The sequence below is a fragment of the Ekhidna sp. genome (genome assembly GCF_040220215.1).
Classification (GTDB): domain Bacteria; phylum Bacteroidota; class Bacteroidia; order Cytophagales; family Cyclobacteriaceae; genus Ekhidna.
This window is the reverse complement of the sequence record NZ_JAVJTR010000022.1, coordinates 16466-35341: the sequence shown is the minus strand read 5'-3', so window position 1 is coordinate 35341 and position 18876 is coordinate 16466. Positions and strand designations below refer to the sequence as shown.

At 40.0% G+C, this 18876-nt stretch carries 20 protein-coding genes; 15 read left to right on the top strand and 5 right to left on the bottom strand.

Features of this window, described 5'->3' with window-relative positions; all coding sequences use genetic code 11:
* Window positions 1-125 precede the first annotated feature (125 nt).
* From RIC88_RS15140 to RIC88_RS15085, 12 genes are all read left to right on the top strand, one after another.
* Window positions 126-455: a PadR family transcriptional regulator gene (locus RIC88_RS15140; RefSeq protein ID WP_350218401.1), complete on the top strand. Its 330-nt coding sequence runs from the start codon at window positions 126-128 to the stop codon at window positions 453-455.
* A 1-nt stretch (window position 456) separates the two neighbouring features.
* On the top strand, window positions 457-3087 hold the full coding sequence (locus tag RIC88_RS15135; protein ID WP_350218400.1) for an ABC transporter permease: 2631 nt from the start codon (window positions 457-459) through the stop codon (window positions 3085-3087).
* Window positions 3084-3968, top strand: a complete 885-nt coding sequence (locus RIC88_RS15130; protein ID WP_350218399.1) for a M28 family metallopeptidase — start codon at window positions 3084-3086, stop codon at window positions 3966-3968. The genes RIC88_RS15135 and RIC88_RS15130 overlap by 4 nt, the downstream gene beginning before the upstream one ends.
* Window positions 3965-4354 carry a hypothetical protein gene (locus RIC88_RS15125; protein ID WP_350218398.1) on the top strand — a complete coding sequence of 130 codons (390 nt, stop codon included), beginning with the start codon at window positions 3965-3967 and terminating at the stop codon, window positions 4352-4354. The genes RIC88_RS15130 and RIC88_RS15125 overlap by 4 nt, the downstream gene beginning before the upstream one ends.
* 184 nt (window positions 4355-4538) lie before the next feature.
* Complete coding sequence (locus RIC88_RS15120; RefSeq protein WP_350218397.1) at window positions 4539-5411, top strand: sigma-70 family RNA polymerase sigma factor; 873 nt, start codon at window positions 4539-4541, stop codon at window positions 5409-5411.
* Between the two features lie 61 nt (window positions 5412-5472).
* Window positions 5473-6108: a hypothetical protein gene (locus RIC88_RS15115; protein WP_350218396.1), complete on the top strand. Its 636-nt coding sequence runs from the start codon at window positions 5473-5475 to the stop codon at window positions 6106-6108.
* The gene (locus tag RIC88_RS15110; RefSeq protein WP_350218395.1) at window positions 6105-6437 is read left to right on the top strand and encodes a tRNA-binding protein; all 333 of its coding nucleotides are present in this window, start codon (window positions 6105-6107) and stop codon (window positions 6435-6437) included. The genes RIC88_RS15115 and RIC88_RS15110 overlap by 4 nt, the downstream gene beginning before the upstream one ends.
* Before the next feature lie 50 nt (window positions 6438-6487).
* Complete coding sequence (locus RIC88_RS15105) at window positions 6488-7264, top strand: exodeoxyribonuclease III (protein WP_350218394.1); 777 nt, start codon at window positions 6488-6490, stop codon at window positions 7262-7264.
* A gap of 5 nt (window positions 7265-7269) precedes the next feature.
* Complete coding sequence (gcvT, locus tag RIC88_RS15100; protein ID WP_350218393.1) at window positions 7270-8352, top strand: glycine cleavage system aminomethyltransferase GcvT; 1083 nt, start codon at window positions 7270-7272, stop codon at window positions 8350-8352.
* 74 nt (window positions 8353-8426) lie between these two features.
* A complete protein-coding gene (locus RIC88_RS15095) occupies window positions 8427-9128 on the top strand; it encodes a 2-phosphosulfolactate phosphatase (protein ID WP_350218392.1) in 702 nt (233 codons plus the stop codon).
* A 4-nt stretch (window positions 9129-9132) separates the two neighbouring features.
* Window positions 9133-9948 carry a hypothetical protein gene (locus RIC88_RS15090; RefSeq protein WP_350218391.1) on the top strand — a complete coding sequence of 272 codons (816 nt, stop codon included), beginning with the start codon at window positions 9133-9135 and terminating at the stop codon, window positions 9946-9948.
* Window positions 9945-10166, top strand: a complete 222-nt coding sequence (locus RIC88_RS15085; RefSeq protein WP_350218390.1) for a hypothetical protein — start codon at window positions 9945-9947, stop codon at window positions 10164-10166. Before RIC88_RS15090 ends, RIC88_RS15085 begins: the two co-directional genes overlap by 4 nt.
* A gap of 524 nt (window positions 10167-10690) precedes the next feature.
* Here the strand turns inward: RIC88_RS15085 and RIC88_RS15080 are convergent.
* Window positions 10691-11017: a nucleotide pyrophosphohydrolase gene (locus RIC88_RS15080; RefSeq protein WP_350218389.1), complete on the bottom strand. Its 327-nt coding sequence runs from the start codon at window positions 11015-11017 to the stop codon at window positions 10691-10693.
* Complete coding sequence (locus RIC88_RS15075) at window positions 11014-11595, bottom strand: hypothetical protein (protein WP_350218388.1); 582 nt, start codon at window positions 11593-11595, stop codon at window positions 11014-11016. The genes RIC88_RS15080 and RIC88_RS15075 overlap by 4 nt, the downstream gene beginning before the upstream one ends.
* A 224-nt stretch (window positions 11596-11819) precedes the next feature.
* On the opposite strand from RIC88_RS15075, the gene RIC88_RS15070 reads away from it, so the two are divergent.
* Complete coding sequence (locus RIC88_RS15070) at window positions 11820-12338, top strand: DUF2911 domain-containing protein (RefSeq protein ID WP_350218387.1); 519 nt, start codon at window positions 11820-11822, stop codon at window positions 12336-12338.
* Window positions 12339-12381: 43 nt separating this feature from the next.
* On the opposite strand, the gene RIC88_RS15065 is transcribed toward RIC88_RS15070, so the two are convergent.
* From RIC88_RS15065 to RIC88_RS15055, 3 genes are read right to left on the bottom strand one after another with little or no spacing between them, the layout of a single operon-like run.
* Window positions 12382-13257, bottom strand: a complete 876-nt coding sequence (locus tag RIC88_RS15065; protein ID WP_350218386.1) for a YicC/YloC family endoribonuclease — start codon at window positions 13255-13257, stop codon at window positions 12382-12384.
* A gap of 22 nt (window positions 13258-13279) precedes the next feature.
* The gene (locus RIC88_RS15060) at window positions 13280-16492 is read right to left on the bottom strand and encodes a translocation protein TolB (RefSeq protein ID WP_350218385.1); all 3213 of its coding nucleotides are present in this window, start codon (window positions 16490-16492) and stop codon (window positions 13280-13282) included.
* Complete coding sequence (locus tag RIC88_RS15055; protein WP_350218384.1) at window positions 16473-17519, bottom strand: NAD(P)/FAD-dependent oxidoreductase; 1047 nt, start codon at window positions 17517-17519, stop codon at window positions 16473-16475. The genes RIC88_RS15060 and RIC88_RS15055 overlap by 20 nt, the downstream gene beginning before the upstream one ends.
* A gap of 36 nt (window positions 17520-17555) precedes the next feature.
* Here RIC88_RS15055 and RIC88_RS15050 point away from each other — a divergent pair, with 36 nt between their 5' ends.
* Entirely contained in the window at window positions 17556-18194 is a 639-nt protein-coding gene (locus RIC88_RS15050; protein ID WP_350218383.1) for an MBL fold metallo-hydrolase, read from the top strand.
* 1 nt (window position 18195) lies between these two features.
* Window positions 18196-18852: a CDP-diacylglycerol--serine O-phosphatidyltransferase gene (gene pssA / locus RIC88_RS15045; RefSeq protein ID WP_350218382.1), complete on the top strand. Its 657-nt coding sequence runs from the start codon at window positions 18196-18198 to the stop codon at window positions 18850-18852.
* Window positions 18853-18876 lie beyond the last annotated feature (24 nt).

The window sequence follows — 18876 nt, the reverse complement described above, 5'->3', positions numbered from 1 at the left end:
ACAAATGTGAAACTTATATATTACATTCACGTTTGTTAAGTAAATATTTCAATCAACCTTCCGTCATTCCGGTTTGGAGGAACGACAATACCGGAATCTCAACGCGGAAGGCAAAATTTCAATCCATGGAATATCAATTAGGTGAATTTGAAGAGCTGGTATTGCTCACGGTTGCTGCTCAGCATGATCAGGCGTATGGCGTCTCCATTCATGAATTTCTAACCGAGGAAACCAAAAAGAAAATCAACATCAGCGCGATTCATGTCGCATTGAAGCGATTGGAAAAGAAAGGCTTTGTCGACTCTCGTTTCGGGGGCATTACCGAAGAACGTGGGGGCAGACGGAAGAAATTCTACATCGTAACTGCCCTTGGTAAAAAAGTATTGGATGCGTCGCATGACCTGCGAACAAGCATCTATCAGAAAATACCACAACTGCAATTTGTAAGAATCTGATATGGCAGGGATGCAACCTCCAAAATGGGCCGTTGGTTTTCTGCGCTGGTACTGCAGAGAAGAATACCTCGATGAGATCGAAGGAGATCTCTTTGAGCTCTATTATATGAGAGCATCATCCTCAACACGGAAGGCGAGCGTCTTATTTATATGGAATGTGATCAGAACATTTCGATGGATCAATCTTAAAAAAACTCAACTCTCAAATAATTGGACTATGAACATGTTTAAGAACTATACTAAAATCTATTTCCGCCGATTCAGGAAGGAAACAGTACATTATGCTGTAAATATTCTGGGGTTATCACTTGGCTTATCCATCTTGTTTTTTATCCTGATGTTCGTTTACGATGAGCAAAACATTGACAGCTTTCACAGCAAAAAGGATCGGATTTACAGGGTCATAAGCGAGGTACAGGAAGATGATGGAATGCATAATTACCTATCAACTCCTGGTCCTTTAGCTGAAGCATTAAAAAATGAATTTCCTTCGGTTGAAGAGACTGCACACTTAACATACATGGGCTCGCAGGTGCTAGTGAAGGGAGATAAGCGTATTGCTGAACGTGACTGGGCAATAGCAACCAGCAGTCTATTTAAAATTTTGGATTTTGACATTGTGAATGGCAACCCGATGAAGGCCTTCAATGGCACGGCGGCTATGGTGATTACTGAGGGTTTGGCCATGAGACTTTTCGGGAAAACTGATGTAGTTGGAGAAGTCATTGATGATACCAATTTTGGTCCAACCGAAGTACTTGCTGTAATAAAAGAAATGCCTAAAAACTCAACCTACCAGTTTAGCAATATTTACATCGCTAATTATGCTCAATGGAGCGAGGGTTGGCAGAGATTTGTTAATTCCTGGGATGGCCGATTGGCGATGACCTGGGTACTGCTGAAAGAGGGCGCTACACCAAATGAGATCACAGATTTTCAAGAAAACTTTTTAACAAAATATTTGACAAATGGTCATGAAATTAAGGGGCTTCAATTACAAAACATTCAGGGCATTCACCTTGAATCCAATGACATTGAGCGTGGAGGGATGACGCCTCAAATCGCTATTCCATATAGTGACCAGGAATTTGTGAGCATGATAATGATCATGGGAATACTGGTCATATTAATTGCTGCTCTCAATTACATCAACTTATCCTCAGTACAGGCGCTTAAGCGAACACTGGAAGCAAGTATGAGAAAGATCAATGGTGCTAATAATAAACACTTACTTGTTCAGCTTTTCTTCGAAACGCTTCTAACTGTCTTGATCGCTTATGCAATTTCGCTGCTTTTGGTGGTAGTACTCTTTCCTTTTTTTAGGGAAATTGCGAATAAAGATTTCTCTGTAGGATTGTTGTTCACCTTGGATTTTGTCCCGTACCACATTGGTTCAATTCTGATAATATGGCTGGTATCAGCCATGCTTCCAGCACTTTACTATTCAAAGTTAAAGCGGTCACTATTGGTTCTAAAGAATGCCTTTTCCGGTAAGGGAGACTTACTTCGCAAAGGGTTGGTTAGTGTTCAGTACGCCTTGTCAATCTTTTTGATCATTGGCTCTATCGTTATCTATCGCCAGCTAAATTATGTTCAAACGAAAGATCTGGGTTTCGAAAACAAAAACCTGATCGTTTTGGATATTAACTCCGGAAATGCAAGAAGGAACTTCCGAGAAATAATCAATGGAATTCAACAGCATGCGGACGTTATTAATGTTTCCACTTCTTCGCGCGTGCCCGGTGAGTGGAAAAACTTACCTACAGCCAAGTTGGCGACTAACCTTACTGACAATGCTATTGAAGCAAGCCATTACGGGATTGATCACCGATGGATCGATACATATCAAATGGAATTGAGCGAGGGGAGAAATTTCTCCGGGAATGACCAGTCTGACAGCCTCGACATTATTATCAATTCAGAAACGGCTGCTATGCTAAATTTGGAGGACCCGATTGGTAAGAGTATTTGGATAATGAGTCAAGATGATTCAGTGCAAATGGAAATCATTGGTCTTATCGAAGACTTTCATTTCGAGTCCTTGTATTTACCGATAGGACCAGTGGTGCTCACCAGTTGGAATAATCATATCCGATCCATCGACTATTTTACTATTCGATACAAATCAAACGTACAAGAAACTATTTCGCACATTGAGGAAGTCAATGCTACGTTCGACCCGGAAACCCCTGCAGAAATAAACTTTTTAGATGAACAATGGAAACGATATTATCAGGCTGAGGAGAGTCGTGCTACTATCGTTCTCATAGCATCCATTGTTTCAATAATTATCTCTGCTTTTGGGTTATTTGGGTTAATCAATTTCACTGTTGAGCGAAAAACCAAAGAAATAGGTATCCGAAAGGTAATGGGAGCGAATGTTCAAAACATTACCACCCTGATACTGAAAGACTATTTAATCTTACTAATCATTTCATTGGTGATTGCAGCACCGGTATCCTGGTGGCTATTTGGTGATTGGCTGGCTGATTTTGCCTACAGAATCAATATGAGTGTGGATCTGTTTGTGATTGCATTTGTACTTGTCCTCATCATTTCGTTTACAACAGTTTTGGCCAGGATTTATAGAATCGCGAAAGCTAATCCTGTACAATCGATTCGGTACGAATGATCCGGACACTAATATTAATTGGCTTGATTCATGTTCATTCCTCCTATGGGCAGTCTGAAACACTGATTGCAGAACAGCAGAAATTCATTGGCGAATTTTCTGGAGCAATAGAATGGAATGGGAAATCGCTGAATGCAAGAAGTTCTGCTGAGGAAAGAGAGGTCGCTCGAGTCTATTTGGAAAGCCAAATTAAATCCATTGGACTTAAACCTCAGAGGCATTCATACAGAATGCCAAACCTCAATCCATTGATAGACTTACTGTTTTCACCTTTCAAAGGCGCCAACATTTACACCATTCTTCCTGCTACTATTGAAAGCGATGAATATGTGGTTCTGGGAGCTCATTTCGATACGGAAGTAGGATGTCCGGGTGCAATCGACAATGGCACAGGTGTTACATTGATTTACAGTGTGGTTAAAAAAATGCAGTCGGAACAGAATCGCTCAAAAAACATCATACTTGTTTTCTTCGATCAGGAAGAGGAAGAATTAGTAGGGAGTAAGGCATTTGCCAAATACCTGAAATCTGAGGAGCTAAATATTCATTCAGTTCACACATTCGATATGGTTGGCTGGGATGAAGATGGTGATGGAGAAATGGAACTCGAGTTGCCAACTCCGGAATTAGAAAAGGCATATTACGACGTTGCATCCAGGCTTGAAATTCCACTCTATGTTACCAGTATCAACTCTACAGATCATCACTCATTTAGGCAAGTAGGTTTTCCGGCAATAGGAGTAAATGAAGCATACGGAAAACGAGACTCTTCTCCATTTAAGGATACACCGGAAGATACTTTTGAAACTGTAAATTTTGATTACCTGGCTAAATGCACCCTGTTCGTTTCGGAAGTAATCAAAGAAATCATCAGCCAATGAAAACATTAAAAGAATCATTCAAGAGGCAACCGTTTTTATTGATCACCTTGTCAATTATCTGCGTTTTATTCCTGATCAAAGGAAGTGTTTACCTATCCATTGGTAGCCCTATTCCCTTCTTTCTGAGCATATTTTTCCTTTTGCTGCTTGGTTTTGCCTTATACAAGCCAAACAGAATAGCAGGGCGAATTATTGGTTTTTTTGGCATCCTGATGATTCTTTGGGGATTTACACGATTACTATTCGCGGTACTGTTTACCATTGCACCTCTTACAGAAGCTCATATTCAGGAGCAGTTTTCTATTATTGGAAATATTATCAGCCTTGCTGTCTTACTCACTGGCATTTACACATTGAAGAAGGCAAAAAACTATTCTCTGGATTGAGTTTGAGAATTACTAGACTTAGTGATTTTTTACCTTATTTCTCGAAACCCGAAACTATCGCATACGATTTAAGGTTGAATTATCGTATATTAAAAAGTTATTTATTGCAAAATCAGTCTCAGCAAGGCTATCTTTGCAGATTGCTTTTTTATACCCATAACAAATTAGTTTTTAAAGAGATAATATGCGACAGTTAAAGATTACCCAGTCAATTACCAACAGGAGAGAAAGCCACACCCTGGAGAAATATTTTACTGAGGTAAGTAATGTTCCAATGATTACTCCGGACGAGGAGGTGACGCTGGCCAAGCGTATCAAGGAGGGAGATGATTTGGCATTGGAAAAGCTGGTAAAAGCAAACTTAAGGTTCGTGGTATCTGTAGCCAAGCAGTACCAAAACAGAAGTTTACCATTAAATGACTTGATCAATGAGGGAAACCTTGGTTTGATCAAAGCAGCAAAGAAATTTGACGAGACAAAAGGATTTAAATTCATTTCATATGCGGTATGGTGGATTCGTCAGTCCATTATGCAAGCGTTGGCTGAGCAGTCTAGAATTGTTCGTTTGCCAATGAACAAGTCTGGTGCAATCAATCAGATCAGAAGAGCCTACGCAGAGTTGGAGCAGCAGTTTGAGCGTGAGCCGACTGAAGAAGAATTGGCTGATATCCTCGATATGAAGCCTAGCGAAGTGAGAAATACACTAGGAGCTGAGGTAAAACAAATGTCCATGGATGCACCTTTCGGTGAAGATGAGAGCGGGTCGTTACTTGATGTTCTTGAGAACCAGACTACTGGACCTACAGATGGAAATCTTGTTTTCAATGATTCTTTGAAAGTAGAGACCATGCGCGCACTTTCTACACTTACTGCTCGTGAAAGAGAAGTAGTGATGATGAGCTTCGGTATCGGATGTGATAATCCATTCACATTGGAAGAGATTGGTGATGCGATGGGCTTAACTCGTGAAAGGGTAAGACAAATCAGAGAGAAGGCACTTCAGAAATTGAGAGAGCCGGGCAAAAACAGAAGATTGAAAGAATTCTGTGCAAGCTAAAATTTGGGAAAAGCATAAATTTAAACCGCCAGCTGGCGGTTTTTTTTTGCCAAAATTTGATATGCCAATTCAGGAACAACTTGCATTTGCGCTGGATCGGAACGATCAGGAACCCAACAAGCGGGTGGCTAAGCAGATTGTAGATGCCGGTGGCGAAAAGGAAGTTGAAGAATTGGTTTCTTTCATTGAAACCAGGCCTAAGCAAAGAGCGCAATCAGACGCAATTCTTGCTTTGGCTTATGTAGGGGAATTATCACCAAAATTGCTGGCAGGGCATGTAGATTTTTTAATTCGTCAGTTGACCAGACCTATCAACAGGGTCGTTTTTGGAAGTATGATTGCCCTGGCTCACATCGCACACCTGCAGCGCAAAAAAATATTTGATGCACTTCCGAAAATCATTGATACAATGGATGGTGGGACTGTGGTAACAAGAGATCATGGCTTTCGAATCATGATCTCACTTTACAGAGATGATCAATTTCAGGAAGATATGTTTCTATTGATTCAGGAACAATTAATAAAAGCCCCTTCCAATCAGCTGGGACAATATGCGGAACGGATCATTGAAGTTTTGAACAAAAAACACCTGAATTCACTTATTGAAACATTGGAAGAACGAAGAAATGATATTACCAATGAACATCATGTCAAACGATTAAATAAAAACCTTAAAAAGCTGTACAAACTACTATGATTAACTGGAGCGATTTTGAAAAAATAGATATGCGTGTGGGGACTATTAAGAAGGCAGAGGAATTTCCTGAAGCCATCAAACCTGCCTACATTCTCACGATCGATTTTGGTCCGGAAATAGGAATTAAAAAGAGCTCAGCCCAGATCACCAAATTGTACAACAGAAAGTACCTCAAAGGTGAACAGGTGATCGCTGTAGTAAACTTCCCTCCGAAACAGATAGGTCCTTTCATTAGCGAATGTCTGGTGATGGGCGTTTACAATGAAAATGAGGAGGTGGTGTTGTTACGCCCGCAGCGTGAGACCATGAATGGCTGTAAGGTTGGATAATGAATGGGTGTTGCCTTTCTTTGCGCACTTATAAAAAATCAAAAAAATAAATGTCCCAAACTCACCTTGTTTCCTGGAATGTCAACGGCATCCGAGCCATGATCAAAAAAGATTTTATTAAGGATGTGAAGGAAATGAATCCGGATGTTTTGTGTTTACAGGAAACCAAGGGACAGCCGGAAGATGTAAAAACCGCACTGCAATTATTACCGGAATATCAGGTCGTCGTAAACTCTTCAAAAGCCAGAAAAGGCTACTCAGGAACTGCCATACTCTCCAAAGAAAAACCTTTGGAAGTGTTTTATGATATGGGCATAGAGGAGCATGATCTAGAAGGTCGTGTGATTGCAGCAGAATTTGAAAGTTTCTTTGTTGTAACTGTTTACACACCCAATTCCGGTGAGGGAATGAAACGATTGGATTATCGTGAAACCTGGGATGAGGCATTCAAAGAATACATTATTAGCCTGGAAGAGAAAAAGCCGGTGATCATTTGTGGCGACCTAAACGTGGCACATACTGAGATAGATTTGGAGCGTAGTAAAGAAAATTACAACAGGCAGTCAGGTCATACCCAGGTAGAGATCGATGGCTTGGAGGCTTTGCTCAATGAAGGGTACATCGATACCTTCAGAATGAAATATCCTGATGAAGTAAAATATTCCTGGTGGAACTATAAGTACCGGGCCAGAGAGCGGAATGTAGGTTGGAGAATTGACTATTTTTTAGTGAGCGAGAAGCTAAAAGATCAGGTAGCAGAAGCCCACATTTATAATGAATACATGGGATCGGATCATTGTCCGGTCGGATTAAAACTTAATAGCTAAGAAGCATGGAAACGAAAAAAATTCCTTTAAATGACCTGCACGAAAAACTAGGTGGCAAGATGGTGCCATTTGCAGGATACAACATGCCTGTCCGTTACTCATCTGACAAAGAAGAACACCTGACAGTACGAGAAGCTGTGGGTGTGTTTGATGTGTCGCATATGGGTGAGTTTATGCTTCGTGGACCACACGCTTTGGATTTGATTCAATGGGTGACCAGCAATGATGCTTCCAAAATAGTAGACGGCCAGGCGCAGTATTCATGTTTGCCTAATGACAAAGGCGGTATTGTGGATGACCTTTTAGTTTACCGGATGGCTGAAGAAGAATACATGCTTGTAGTGAACGCATCCAACATTGAGAAAGACTGGAACTGGATAAAGAGTCAGGATAAGTGGGGGGTGGATATGGAAGACATCTCTGACGATATTGTACTTTTAGCGGTTCAGGGGCCAAAAGCTGTGGATACGCTACAAAAGCTTACAGATGTAAATCTTTTGGAAGTGAAGTTTTACACATTCGTTCAGGATAAACTGGCTGGCAAAGAAATGATCATTTCTGCTACAGGCTACACTGGTTCAGGAGGTTTTGAGCTTTACATCAACAAGGCAGATGCAGAAGAGGTATGGAATAAAGTATTTGAAGCAGGTGCAGAGTTCGGTATCAAGCCGATCGGTCTAGGTGCAAGAGATACGCTGAGGCTGGAAAAAGGGTTCTGTCTGTACGGAAATGACATTACCGATGAGACTTCTCCACTGGAGGCGGGACTTGGTTGGGTAACCAAATTCACCAAGGATTTTGTAAATGCAGAGAATCTCAAAGCCCAAAAAGAGGCAGGAGTAACCCGAAAGCTTGTAGGTTTCGAAATGATTGATCGGGGCATTCCTCGTCACGATTATGAGCTGGCTGATCTGGATGGTAACATTATAGGGAAAGTTACTTCCGGAACCATGGCTCCTTCATTGAATGTAGGTATTGGGATGGGATATGTGACTGTTGAGTACGGTAAGCCTGACACGGAAATCAATGTCATCATCCGGGATAAGCTTGTGAAAGCTAAGGTTGTGAGACCACCTTTTTTGAAATAAATAAGTCATGCTGAATTTATTTCAGCATCTATTCAGACTCTGAAACAAGTTCAGAGTGACATTAGATTTAGATTATGAATACAATCGAAGTTTGTTTAACTCCAGACCTGATCCATCAGCATGCCCTTAAAGGCAAATTGGTGGTAGTTGTAGATATATTTCGAGCTACCTCCTGTATTGTGACAGGGCTAGCTAGTGGAGTGGAAGCCATTAAGCCTGTTGCAGAGATTGATGAATGCAAAGCCCTTGGAAAGGAAGGTTTTATCATGGCCGGCGAACGAGGAGGAGTAAAGGTAGATGGCTTTGATATGGGGAATTCTCCTTTTGAATATCAAAGTGAGGAGTTGAAAGGAAAAAAGGTAGCGATCTCTACCACGAATGGTTCACAAGCTATCATCAAGTCGGTAGAAGCGGATGAAATCATCATTGGAGCATTTTTAAACATGGATGCAGTGACGCAACATATTTTGCAGAAAAAGAAAGATGTGGTGATTCATTGTGCCGGGTGGAAGGGGACACCAAACCTGGAGGATACATTGTTTGCAGGAGCGCTGATTGATGAGTGCGCAGAAGAAATGAAGCCGGTTGGTGATTCTGCTTTGGTAGCACATCACTTATTCATTGCCAATCATGAAAATGTGTTAGGACTTGCGCTACAGTCAAGTCATGCGGAGCGACTCAAAGGATTCGGAATTGAAGAAGATCTGGAGTTTTGCATGGAAGAGAGCAAATACAACGTGGTTCCTAAATTGGTAGACGGAGAACTGGTATTTTAGTAACATGAAAAAGGTACTTGTTACGCTTTCTATAATCATTCTATTTTCTTCATGTAATAAAGAAGAAGCAGTATATCCTTTTGACCAGTCGCCTTATGTTGAGTTTGAGGATTTGAGTTTCGGCGAGAGTGATGAAAGAGGAGATGTCCTAGAAATCTCCTTTATCATTTGGGATAGAGAAGGAGATATTGGTTTAGGAGATGAAAATAGGGGATTCCCTTATCATGAGTATGATGTGGTAGTTGATGTAAATGAAAATTTAATTGATAGAGATAGCCCATTTAATCCGCCATTTTCGATTATCCCTGCTTTCTATGGACAGCATCCTGAAGATCACCATTATACACTAATCTTAGAAGTAGATCATGCAAGAGAATTAGATTTAGATGGATACCCAGATTATTCATGTGAGAATTATGCGATAACAGATGATTATGGAAATCCGACTTTTTTGGGATGGAAAAACGAAAATTATCATAATATTTTAATGGGATTTCTAAATAACGAAGGGATAGAAATTGATTTTTATAAAATGTTTGGGATTGACCCAAACACGAATTGTGCTGTAGGATTTGACGGAAGAATGTTTGATATTTCTGGTACAAACCTGTTGAATCCAATTGAAAACGAGATCTTTTATGTGAGGAGAAGAGACAAGTATTCTTGGCGAATCATATACAAGATGCGATCTTCCATTTGGAAACTCTTTTTTCAAAATGAAAAAAGAGAATTCACTATAAAAGTGAAAGATCGAGAACTCAATGAGAGCAACACCGCCTCCTCAGGCTTAGTCACTCTGGAAGAAATCACTGCACAATGAGCTTGTGGCTTTACATCCTTCTCGCCATTGTAGCAATCATTCAGGCTGCCATCTTTATCATGGCTCGCCGTATTCGTAAAAAGGAGAAAGAAAACAATGTGCTTCTGAAATACAATATTAACACACGTCAGAGAGCATGGCAGCTATTAGCAGATCCTTCCATTCCTGAAGAGGATAAAAAGAAGATTCAGGCATATTATGATGGAGAAGGTGAGTAAAGTAATTCTATCATTGGGTGCTTGATCCCGTTGTTCTTGTTTTTCAAGTTTGAAATCTGAAAACAATTCTTCTGTGATTACAAATCCTGAAAAGTTTATTTTACAAATCCAATAGTTTCAAGCTACTTTAAAAGATCAACCTTGCATATTAGAAGGAATAAGAGCAGGATGAATGCAACTAGAATTGCGAAACCAAAAGGAATTTTGAAGTCATAAAATTTTTCTTTTGCGAAGATTGGTTCAAGCCTAGACCTATCAGCTGCGTTTAATTCATGATTTTTCATCATCAACCTTATTCTCTCCTTTTCCTCTAAAAACCTCAAGCGGAAAATGAATATTTGATAAACTAAAATCCCAAAAAGAAACCAATATATCCCTAACGATCCTTTCAGATTAAATTTTACTACCCCAAAATTCACATCTTCTAAGGGAAGGTCTGTAATTATCATAAATAAAGCAATTGAGGCTGTGATGGATACTGCTCGCTTTGACTTTTTAAAGTTTGAATCGTCCTCGAGAATCATTTATTTCAACTTATCATTTTCCTGATGTCTGGTTCCATCCCGTAAATTCTTTTTATCCAGATTTTTCTTAAGGGCCTCCGTTAGATCTACCCCTGTTTGGTTGGCCAGGCAGATGAGTACCCATAGCACATCAGCCATCTCATCTCCCAGGTCCCTGTTTTTGTCCGATTCTTTGAAGGATTGTTCGCCGTACGTTCGTACAATAATTCGGGCCAGCTCACCCACTTCTTCGGTAAGCATCGCCATGTTAGTCAGCTCATTGAAGTAGCGCACTCCCTTTGTTTTTATCCATTCGTCTACAACACCCTGTGCTTCTTCTATGGTCATCGATTGCTATTCGCTTCCAGATTTTCGTTAATGTGCTTGAGTTCAAATCCTTCCTCCTCTAGTTTAGAAAGGAAAAATGCCATTCGTGTTTTTTCCTCATTTATCAGGCTGTCCATATTAGGATCAAACTCTTTGAAAGTTTCATGCGGAAAACGTTTGCCTGGTTCGTAATAATCCTTCCAGAACAGACTCTCCACAATGCTCCCATCCTGATAATAGTATTTAAACTCTTCAGCCAAACGGTCATCCATGAAGTTGATCATGTGTCCGGAGAAAATCGGTTTTTCATTTTCAAAATAGAAATAATCATCACGCTCAAAATGTGGCGTTTTGATGATGCCTACCAGTTTCATCAACCGGCCTTCATTAAAGTACCCTCGCACTTTGTATACTGAATCAGCCGAAACGAAATCATCTTCGATAATGCTTACCCGGTGGTTTTGGTCAATGTGTCTTACTTTATAATCGACCGCCTTTACCAGGGGTCTAAATTCTTTGCTCACTTCTGATTTTGATTGATAAAGGATGGTAACCAAAATCAGCAGGACTACTACGGCAACTCCCAGTACATATTTCATAAGGTTAGGATTTTTAAAGAAAGTTAAGCAATTCTGCTTTTTGTTGGAACCTTCTTCCATGTATAGGTTGAATTCGTCGATGTATCGATGGTGACACTGAGAAAAATCAGAAAATAAACTGACAATTTCCATGAACAAAAATCTTCCATTTCCGTGGATAAGGAAACAAATTCAACTCTTAATTGGATAATCCATAAGAACATTAACCCAAAAAAGCATAAACTATGAAAACATTGAAAGTTTTTTCTCTTTTAGCGATGAGCGTGCTACTGACTTTTTCTGCAACTGCTCAGAAGGATAAAAGCAAAAGAAAAAGTCCTCCGGTGCAAGTTTCGCAGGAAGTGAACGGAACGAAAATCACCATTGATTACAGCAGTCCATCCAAAAGAGGACGTGATGTTTTCGGAGGTATGGAAGAGTACGGTAAAGTATGGAGAACAGGCGCAAATGAATCTACCTGGATTGAAGTTTCCAAAGACGTGGAAGTAGAAGGTGAAACTCTTGCGGCAGGGAAATATGGACTTTTCACTATTCCGGGTGAAGATGAGTGGACCATCATATTCAATAAAAAATGGGATGGCTGGGGCGCTTACGAATACAAAGAAGCTGATGACGTACTCCGAGTGAAAGTAAAGCCTACTTCAACAGATGCCGTGGTAGAAATGCTTACTATTGACATTGAAAAAAGCGGTGACGTTATTCTTGCCTGGGATCAAACAAAGGTGGAATTTTCTATCCGATAAGAAATAGCTCTGTCAGGGTTCAAAACCCTGACAGAGTTTTAACTTAGAGAATATTCAAATTCTGCTCCTTGACCTTCTCAAGCTCGTCTTTCATCATCACCACGGTACGCTGTATTTCCGCATGATTAGCTTTAGACCCGATGGTGTTTATTTCCCGACCAATCTCCTGTGAAATAAATCCTAATTTTTTCCCGGCAGCCTCTTCACTCCTGATGACTTCATCAAAATAATCAAGATGTTGTTTTAACCTCACCTTTTCTTCTGAGATATCTAATCTCTCCATGTAGAAGATCAACTCCTGCTCAAAACGATTTTCATCAACTTGTACTTTATCTCTAATCTCATCCAGGTTTTTCTGAATCCTTGTTCGGATATTCTCGGACCTGCTCCCATCATTTTCTTCCACATTTTTCAATCCCTGACGAATGTTTTGTATGTACTCGGATAGCTTTTCCGCTAATGCATTTCCTTCATTTTTTCTGAAATCAATACATTGATCAATAGAGGCTTGCAGGCTCGCAAGTATATCTTTTTTAGGAAGTGCTTCAGGGTCTATTTCCTGCTGTTTAATTACATCAGGTGCTTGAATGGCCAACTTAACAAGATCGCTATCCTCTCCATTTACAGCCTTTGCCAGCTCTTTAAACTTGTTGTGAAAGGCTTTGAACCGAATTTCATCAACTTCTACATCCAAGGCTCCCTCTCCGGCTATCTCAAGCTCTATAGAAAGCATTACTTTTCCTCGCTTTAGTTGATCGGTGATTTTGTTTCTGATTTCTCCTTCCAGTGAAGAAAGCTCCTTTGGAAATCGTGGGGAAAAGTCTAAAAATTTGCTGTTTAGGGCTTTTATCTCCGTTTTGATCAGGAGGTTCTGGCTGGTGCGTTCATCGCGACCATAACCTGTCATGGATTGTTGCATGGCTGCAAAGGTAATCTTTGGACTAAAAGTCTAGACCAAGGGTGAAATAAAATCTATAATCTTCTATTTCTCCATCCAGATATGGCCTGGCAGCATCAAATTTGATGTAGTAGCCAAGTAGGACAGTTCTTAAACCATAGCCATATCCACCTAGCCACGGATTCTGAAATTTCACAATTTCACCGGTGAAAGGATTGCCTTCAAATTTTCGGGTAATTGGGCGACCATCTTTGAATGGTGGAGGACCAGTCCAGACAGAGCCCACATCAACGAAGCTGATGAGTTGGAAATTTCTCAAAAAGTTAGATTTGATTGGGCCATTGGTGAGGTATTGGAACAATGGAACCCTGAGTTCACTATTGAAAACTAGCACATCCGAACCATACGCCTCATTGTAATCCAAACCTCGTAGATTGGTGACAAACTCATTAAATAGGATGTCACTATTGTCCTGATTATTGGTAATTGCCAGTGGATCCTGCTCGCCTTGAATGTCTGAAGAAGCAAAAAGCCAATTATCCATACCGCCCAGCATGTAATCTTTTCTTGCAGGCCCCATTTGCTTACCATACAACAAACGATTCGCCCAGGTTATTTCACGGTGAATTTTTTGATAATGTCTGATGTCCAACCTCAACTTGCTGAAATTCATATTTGAATTTTCTGTATGAAAATGGGTGGTATATTCAAAGAGTGCCCTGGTTCCCTGGTAGAGGTTGAATGACCGTTCGATAGTATTGTCAAAAATCAATGAAAAGCTACCCCCAACGTATTGCTCACGACTATTTTTGGCCAGTTCATTCGATTGACCGGTGACGCTCAAATAATTGAGGTTAGTAAAAGATGTTTCTGTAAAAAAAGGAGAAGCTTCCACCCTGAATGTATGTGTTATTGGAACAGCACTTGTTAGTTTGAAGCGGTTCAGTTTGTACTTGTGACGGAACGAGTTGTCTTGATTTTCCAGGATATAAGTTTTTCGATCCAACCTTACCTTAAAGTCCATCCAGTACTTGAGGTATTGAAATTCCGCAAAAAGGTCACCTTGTTTGAAGTCCGTTTTCATCAATGCCCCACCTTTTATTTTGTAGTTTTCAAGGATGTCGTTGATCTCTGTTTCCATGAACATCATGAAGTTTCGATAGGGATCCCACAGGAAAGAGGTTATTACATTGTTGAATTGGAATTTAGGGTTGTATGGAATTGGGCCGACACGCTCATTTTCCTGCTCAAAGCTTTGATATTTGCTAAAGAATGATTCCGGAGCAAACGAAGTTTCTGATTCATCTTCGAAAACATAATTATCTGTATCTATCCAGTTAGGATCATCTGTGGCAGTGCTATCAGATTCTTCAAGTTCATCTTCAAACACAAAATCATCCGTATCTATTTCATCTTTTTCTTCAACTTTTGCAGGCTTATTATTTTCTGCATTTCTCAGCACTCTGGAAACCACGCGGACTGCATTCTCTCTTCTTTTTCGTGGGGTTTCAGTGGTGAATTTACTGGTACGAAGATTTGTAATGGTGTCCAGGTAAACCCTTTTTTCACCCTCTCCTAACATTATATAGGTCAGCCGATCCGGGTTGAAATGAAGATCATAGCTAATAATACTCTTATCAAAATTGGTGATTTGTGTGGTGATTGAATCATAAAGGTTATAGAGGTATAGGTTGGAAATACCCTGTTGATCACTCAGGTAATAAACCTCATTGATGTTTTTGGCATATGGCTTTCGATCTTCCCCATAGGTATTTGTTAACCTATAAAAGTTAGTAGTTGTAGTATCCAGGTCATATACGAATAGGTTGAAGTTATCATCAAGTGTTTCCAGTGGTACATCAGTTACATTAACTGAGTCACTTGCCCGGTTTGAGCTAAACACGATGGCCGCAGTTCCCGGCACAAAGACAGGATCAAGATCATCATAAATGTCGCGCGTAATTCTCCGCAAGGCATTTCTATTCATTGCGATTAAGAAAACATCATTTTGCCCATCGATATCGCCGGAAATAACTGCTAACCTTCCATTGTCATTAAATGAGAAACTTTCAACTTGCCTGAATCTATTGAGTGGTTTCTGCCCCTTCTCACCGGTGGCTACATTGAAAGTATTGAGATATAGGAAGCCTCTTTTAAATAAGATGACACCTAAAGTGTATTCATCCTGCCAATCAAGAAGTGGTAGATGTGTATCCACATCTTGTCCGTTGATTCGATAACCTCCGCTTGTTATTTTTTTGGTACCACCTGTTTCAAGGTCTGTTACGTATATCTGATATTTTCCGTTTTTTAATAAAGCATAGCCTACCTTGTCCGCATCCTTGTTGAAGCTAATACTGCTTGTAATCAGCTCTTTGGAGTTTTTAATATCTTTAAGTAACCTTTCTTCATCAACCTTGAGATAGTTCTCCTCTACTTCCAGACGCTGTAGAAGGTAGTAATTTTGCCAGTTATCCAGAAATGTTTTAAAAGAAACACCGAGTGTATTTGCGATACTATTTTCCTCTTTTCGGATGATCCGGGTCAGATTAAGAATGTTCGAAATGTTCCCTTCGCCATACTTTACCGCTATATAGTTCCATATACTTTGTCCCACGATTACCGCTGACTCACCATCAATTCGCTTCAGTTTTTTGATTTTCTTCCTACCCATATAATCACGCAGGTAATCATCCATTTCCCTGGACCAACCATAGGCGAGGTAACGGGCTGCTCCATCAATAAACCAGTCAGGAAGCGTTAGCAGGTAGCTATTTTGAAAAATTTCGGCCAGACTTCCACCATACATCATATCATTAATAAGCGTGCTGGAGAGCTTATATATAAGGTTTTCTTTGAACTGATTGGCTTGCCCCGGATAAGCAACTTCCAACTGAAGTTTCACAAATTCCGTCCTTCCACCTATTGTGTATACAGCTCCGTCAATGCCCACATTACTTTGCTGCAAATCATGTATGGAGTTGTAAATGAATATTTTGGTTTTGCTGTACGGTGCATAGCCCAGTTTGTCCGTAAGCTCGACGAATTCATCTTCCAGAAAGTCAATGGCTTCCAGCGCATATTCCTGACCGCCCGGATAGTAGTAAATATCAAAGTTATTGGTGCTGTAATAGTACCAGTCGAATTTTTTATACTGTATTCTGTTTTGACCAAAAGGAGTGGTGTAGTGCTGACCATAGACCGTACTGATCACCATAAAAACAGAAAAAAAATATTTAAATAGCCCTTTGAACATTTACTTCTTCGTCTAGCTCACTTTTACCTTGTAAAACATCAATAAAATGTTTTGCGAAATGAGGTGTTAAAGAAACACCTTTCGTGCCAAAACCATTAAAAATACCTAAAGTTTTATACACACTGTGTAAACCAATATACGGTTTTCTATCATGAGTGGCTGGCCTCACACCAGCTCTTTTTTCAATGATTCTATATTCGCCTGCAAACAACTTTTTCAACCGATCTTCCAATGATTTAATTCCTGATTCCTGTGGCTCGAATGTTAAATTATTATGATCGTAAGTAGAACCAACAGTGAATCGATCATTCTTTGGAATCATAAAAACACCTTGATTGATGATATGTTTAGCATCCAACCCATCTATTTCAATATCAATTATCTCCCCCCTGACCGGACGAAATGGTAGGTCCCAAAATGGATTTTTTGGCAAAGATCCTTCACAAAAAATGATTTTTTTGGCCTCCAGGTTATCGTACGTTACTGACTTTGGTTTCAACTCAATCTTATCATAATTAAACACCTCGGCGCGGTATATTCCCTTATTCATCAGGAAGGCCTTCATAGCCATTAACATAGTTGGAATGTCTACGTAACCAGACTTATTCAGAACAATTCCACCAAGAGGATCGTGTATTTCATGATATCCAATACTACTGGTTCGAAACTCTTTTAAGTAACTCAAAAAAATTTCATCAGCTGCCTTGCCCTCCCAATCATTTTGATCTTCGATTGTTTTGAATGGGCGATAAATTGGGATAGGATGAAGGAATCTTGATCCTAGTTTTTTTTCCAGCAAGGAATAGTTGATTTCCAGTTTACTAAAAAACTCATCAGCCCTCCATGTTTTAACCATTTGCCGACCGGTTATTGGATTGTAAATTCCAGCGGCTTTTTTGGATGAGGTTTCCAATTTATCCTCATCAAATATCGCAACAGACAAATCCCTTGACAGCATTTCAAATGCTAACCATGAGCCGGCAAGTCCCTGCCCCACAATGATATAATCAACCTTTATTTTTCGCACCTTACTTTTGCACTCTCAAGGCATAAAACTAAACAGATGCAGATAAAATCTTTCGTATTCAATCCGTTCTATGAGAATACTTATGTACTATCCTCTGAAAAAGGAAATTGTCTCATTTTTGATCCGGGATGTTATGAAGATTATGAGTTGAGTGAGCTAAAAGAATATATTCACCTCAATGATCTTAAGGTTCAGGCAATTATTAATACACACTGCCATATAGATCATGTGCTGGGAAATGATGCATTGAAGGCTGTGTACAAAGTGCCGCTAAGAATCCCTAAAAATGAAAGAGAAGTTTTTGACTCGGTACCTGCTTACGCACCTCAGTGGGGTATGGCAGGCTACAGACATGCAGAAGTGGACAGTTATCTCAAAGAAGGTGAGGACCTGGTACTCGATGAAGTGGTAATGAAATTGATTGAGGTTCCGGGGCATTCGCCCGGTCATCTCATATTTTATATAGAAGCGGAAAAGGTTATTATCGGAGGTGATGTGTTGTTTAGGGAAAGCATCGGGCGAACAGATCTTCCAGGGGGCAATCACGATGACCTTCTTCGAAACATTCAGGAAAAGGTTTACACTTTACCAACTGATGTTGAGGTACTCCCCGGACATGGCCCTTCCACCACCATCGGACATGAAAAACAGTATAATCCGTTTGTAAAAGGATGAAATGAAAAAACATATCCCAAATTTCCTTACATGTCTGAACCTTGTTATAGGATGTGTTGGAATCTACTTCACTTTGACCGGAAGAGCACCTGAAGCCTTTTATTTTGTAATTGCTTCAGGCTTATTTGATTTTCTGGATGGATTTGCTGCCCGCTTGCTGAAAGTGAAATCCGAAATCGGGAAACAACTCGACTCCTTGGCAGATTTAGTTTCATTTGGCTTATTGCCATCATTTTTCATGCTTCAATGGCTGCAGGAAATTTCAGATTTTTTCTGGATAGCATTGATCATAGCAGTGTTCTCAGCAGTTAGGCTTGCTGTATTTAACGTTGATGAAACCCAGTCGGATAACTTCAAAGGGTTGCCTACCCCGGCAAACGCTATTATGCTGACTTCATTAATTTTCGTTCCATTTGAGCTCTATGAATATACCCTAATAAGTATCTGTCTGTTTTCTTCATTACTGCTTGTATCTCCTTTGAGACTGATCGCTCTAAAATTTTCCTCTCCAGGATGGAAAGGCAATGAAGCCAGATGGATTTTAATAGGATCAATTATCGTTTTGTTAGGTGTCTTTCAATGGACATTTGTGCCTTATTTGATCCCACTTTACATAATGGTATCCGTCATTTCCTTTGTGACAGGTAAGTACAAATAGAATTTTTAAGGTGAAGCAGGCGTT

Bases quoted from the DNA above. Each gene is read 5' to 3' on its own strand.
- RIC88_RS15090 (WP_350218391.1), top strand. From the start codon at position 9,133: ATGAAAAAGGTACTTGTTACGCTTTCTATAATCATTCTATTTTCTTCA.
- RIC88_RS15095 (WP_350218392.1), top strand. From the start codon at position 8,427: ATGAATACAATCGAAGTTTGTTTAACTCCAGACCTGATCCATCAGCAT.
- RIC88_RS15115 (WP_350218396.1), top strand. From the start codon at position 5,473: ATGCCAATTCAGGAACAACTTGCATTTGCGCTGGATCGGAACGATCAG.
- RIC88_RS15110 (WP_350218395.1), top strand. From the start codon at position 6,105: ATGATTAACTGGAGCGATTTTGAAAAAATAGATATGCGTGTGGGGACT.
- RIC88_RS15105 (WP_350218394.1), top strand. From the start codon at position 6,488: ATGTCCCAAACTCACCTTGTTTCCTGGAATGTCAACGGCATCCGAGCC.
- RIC88_RS15075 (WP_350218388.1), bottom strand. From the start codon at position 11,595: ATGAAATATGTACTGGGAGTTGCCGTAGTAGTCCTGCTGATTTTGGTT.
- RIC88_RS15140 (WP_350218401.1), top strand. From the start codon at position 126: ATGGAATATCAATTAGGTGAATTTGAAGAGCTGGTATTGCTCACGGTT.
- RIC88_RS15065 (WP_350218386.1), bottom strand. From the start codon at position 13,257: ATGCAACAATCCATGACAGGTTATGGTCGCGATGAACGCACCAGCCAG.
- gcvT (WP_350218393.1), top strand. From the start codon at position 7,270: ATGGAAACGAAAAAAATTCCTTTAAATGACCTGCACGAAAAACTAGGT.
- RIC88_RS15130 (WP_350218399.1), top strand. From the start codon at position 3,084: ATGATCCGGACACTAATATTAATTGGCTTGATTCATGTTCATTCCTCC.
- RIC88_RS15125 (WP_350218398.1), top strand. From the start codon at position 3,965: ATGAAAACATTAAAAGAATCATTCAAGAGGCAACCGTTTTTATTGATC.
- pssA (WP_350218382.1), top strand. From the start codon at position 18,196: ATGAAAAAACATATCCCAAATTTCCTTACATGTCTGAACCTTGTTATA.
- RIC88_RS15120 (WP_350218397.1), top strand. From the start codon at position 4,539: ATGCGACAGTTAAAGATTACCCAGTCAATTACCAACAGGAGAGAAAGC.
- RIC88_RS15080 (WP_350218389.1), bottom strand. From the start codon at position 11,017: ATGACCATAGAAGAAGCACAGGGTGTTGTAGACGAATGGATAAAAACA.
- RIC88_RS15050 (WP_350218383.1), top strand. From the start codon at position 17,556: ATGCAGATAAAATCTTTCGTATTCAATCCGTTCTATGAGAATACTTAT.
- RIC88_RS15135 (WP_350218400.1), top strand. From the start codon at position 457: ATGGCAGGGATGCAACCTCCAAAATGGGCCGTTGGTTTTCTGCGCTGG.
- RIC88_RS15085 (WP_350218390.1), top strand. From the start codon at position 9,945: ATGAGCTTGTGGCTTTACATCCTTCTCGCCATTGTAGCAATCATTCAG.
- RIC88_RS15060 (WP_350218385.1), bottom strand. From the start codon at position 16,492: ATGTTCAAAGGGCTATTTAAATATTTTTTTTCTGTTTTTATGGTGATC.
- RIC88_RS15070 (WP_350218387.1), top strand. From the start codon at position 11,820: ATGAAAACATTGAAAGTTTTTTCTCTTTTAGCGATGAGCGTGCTACTG.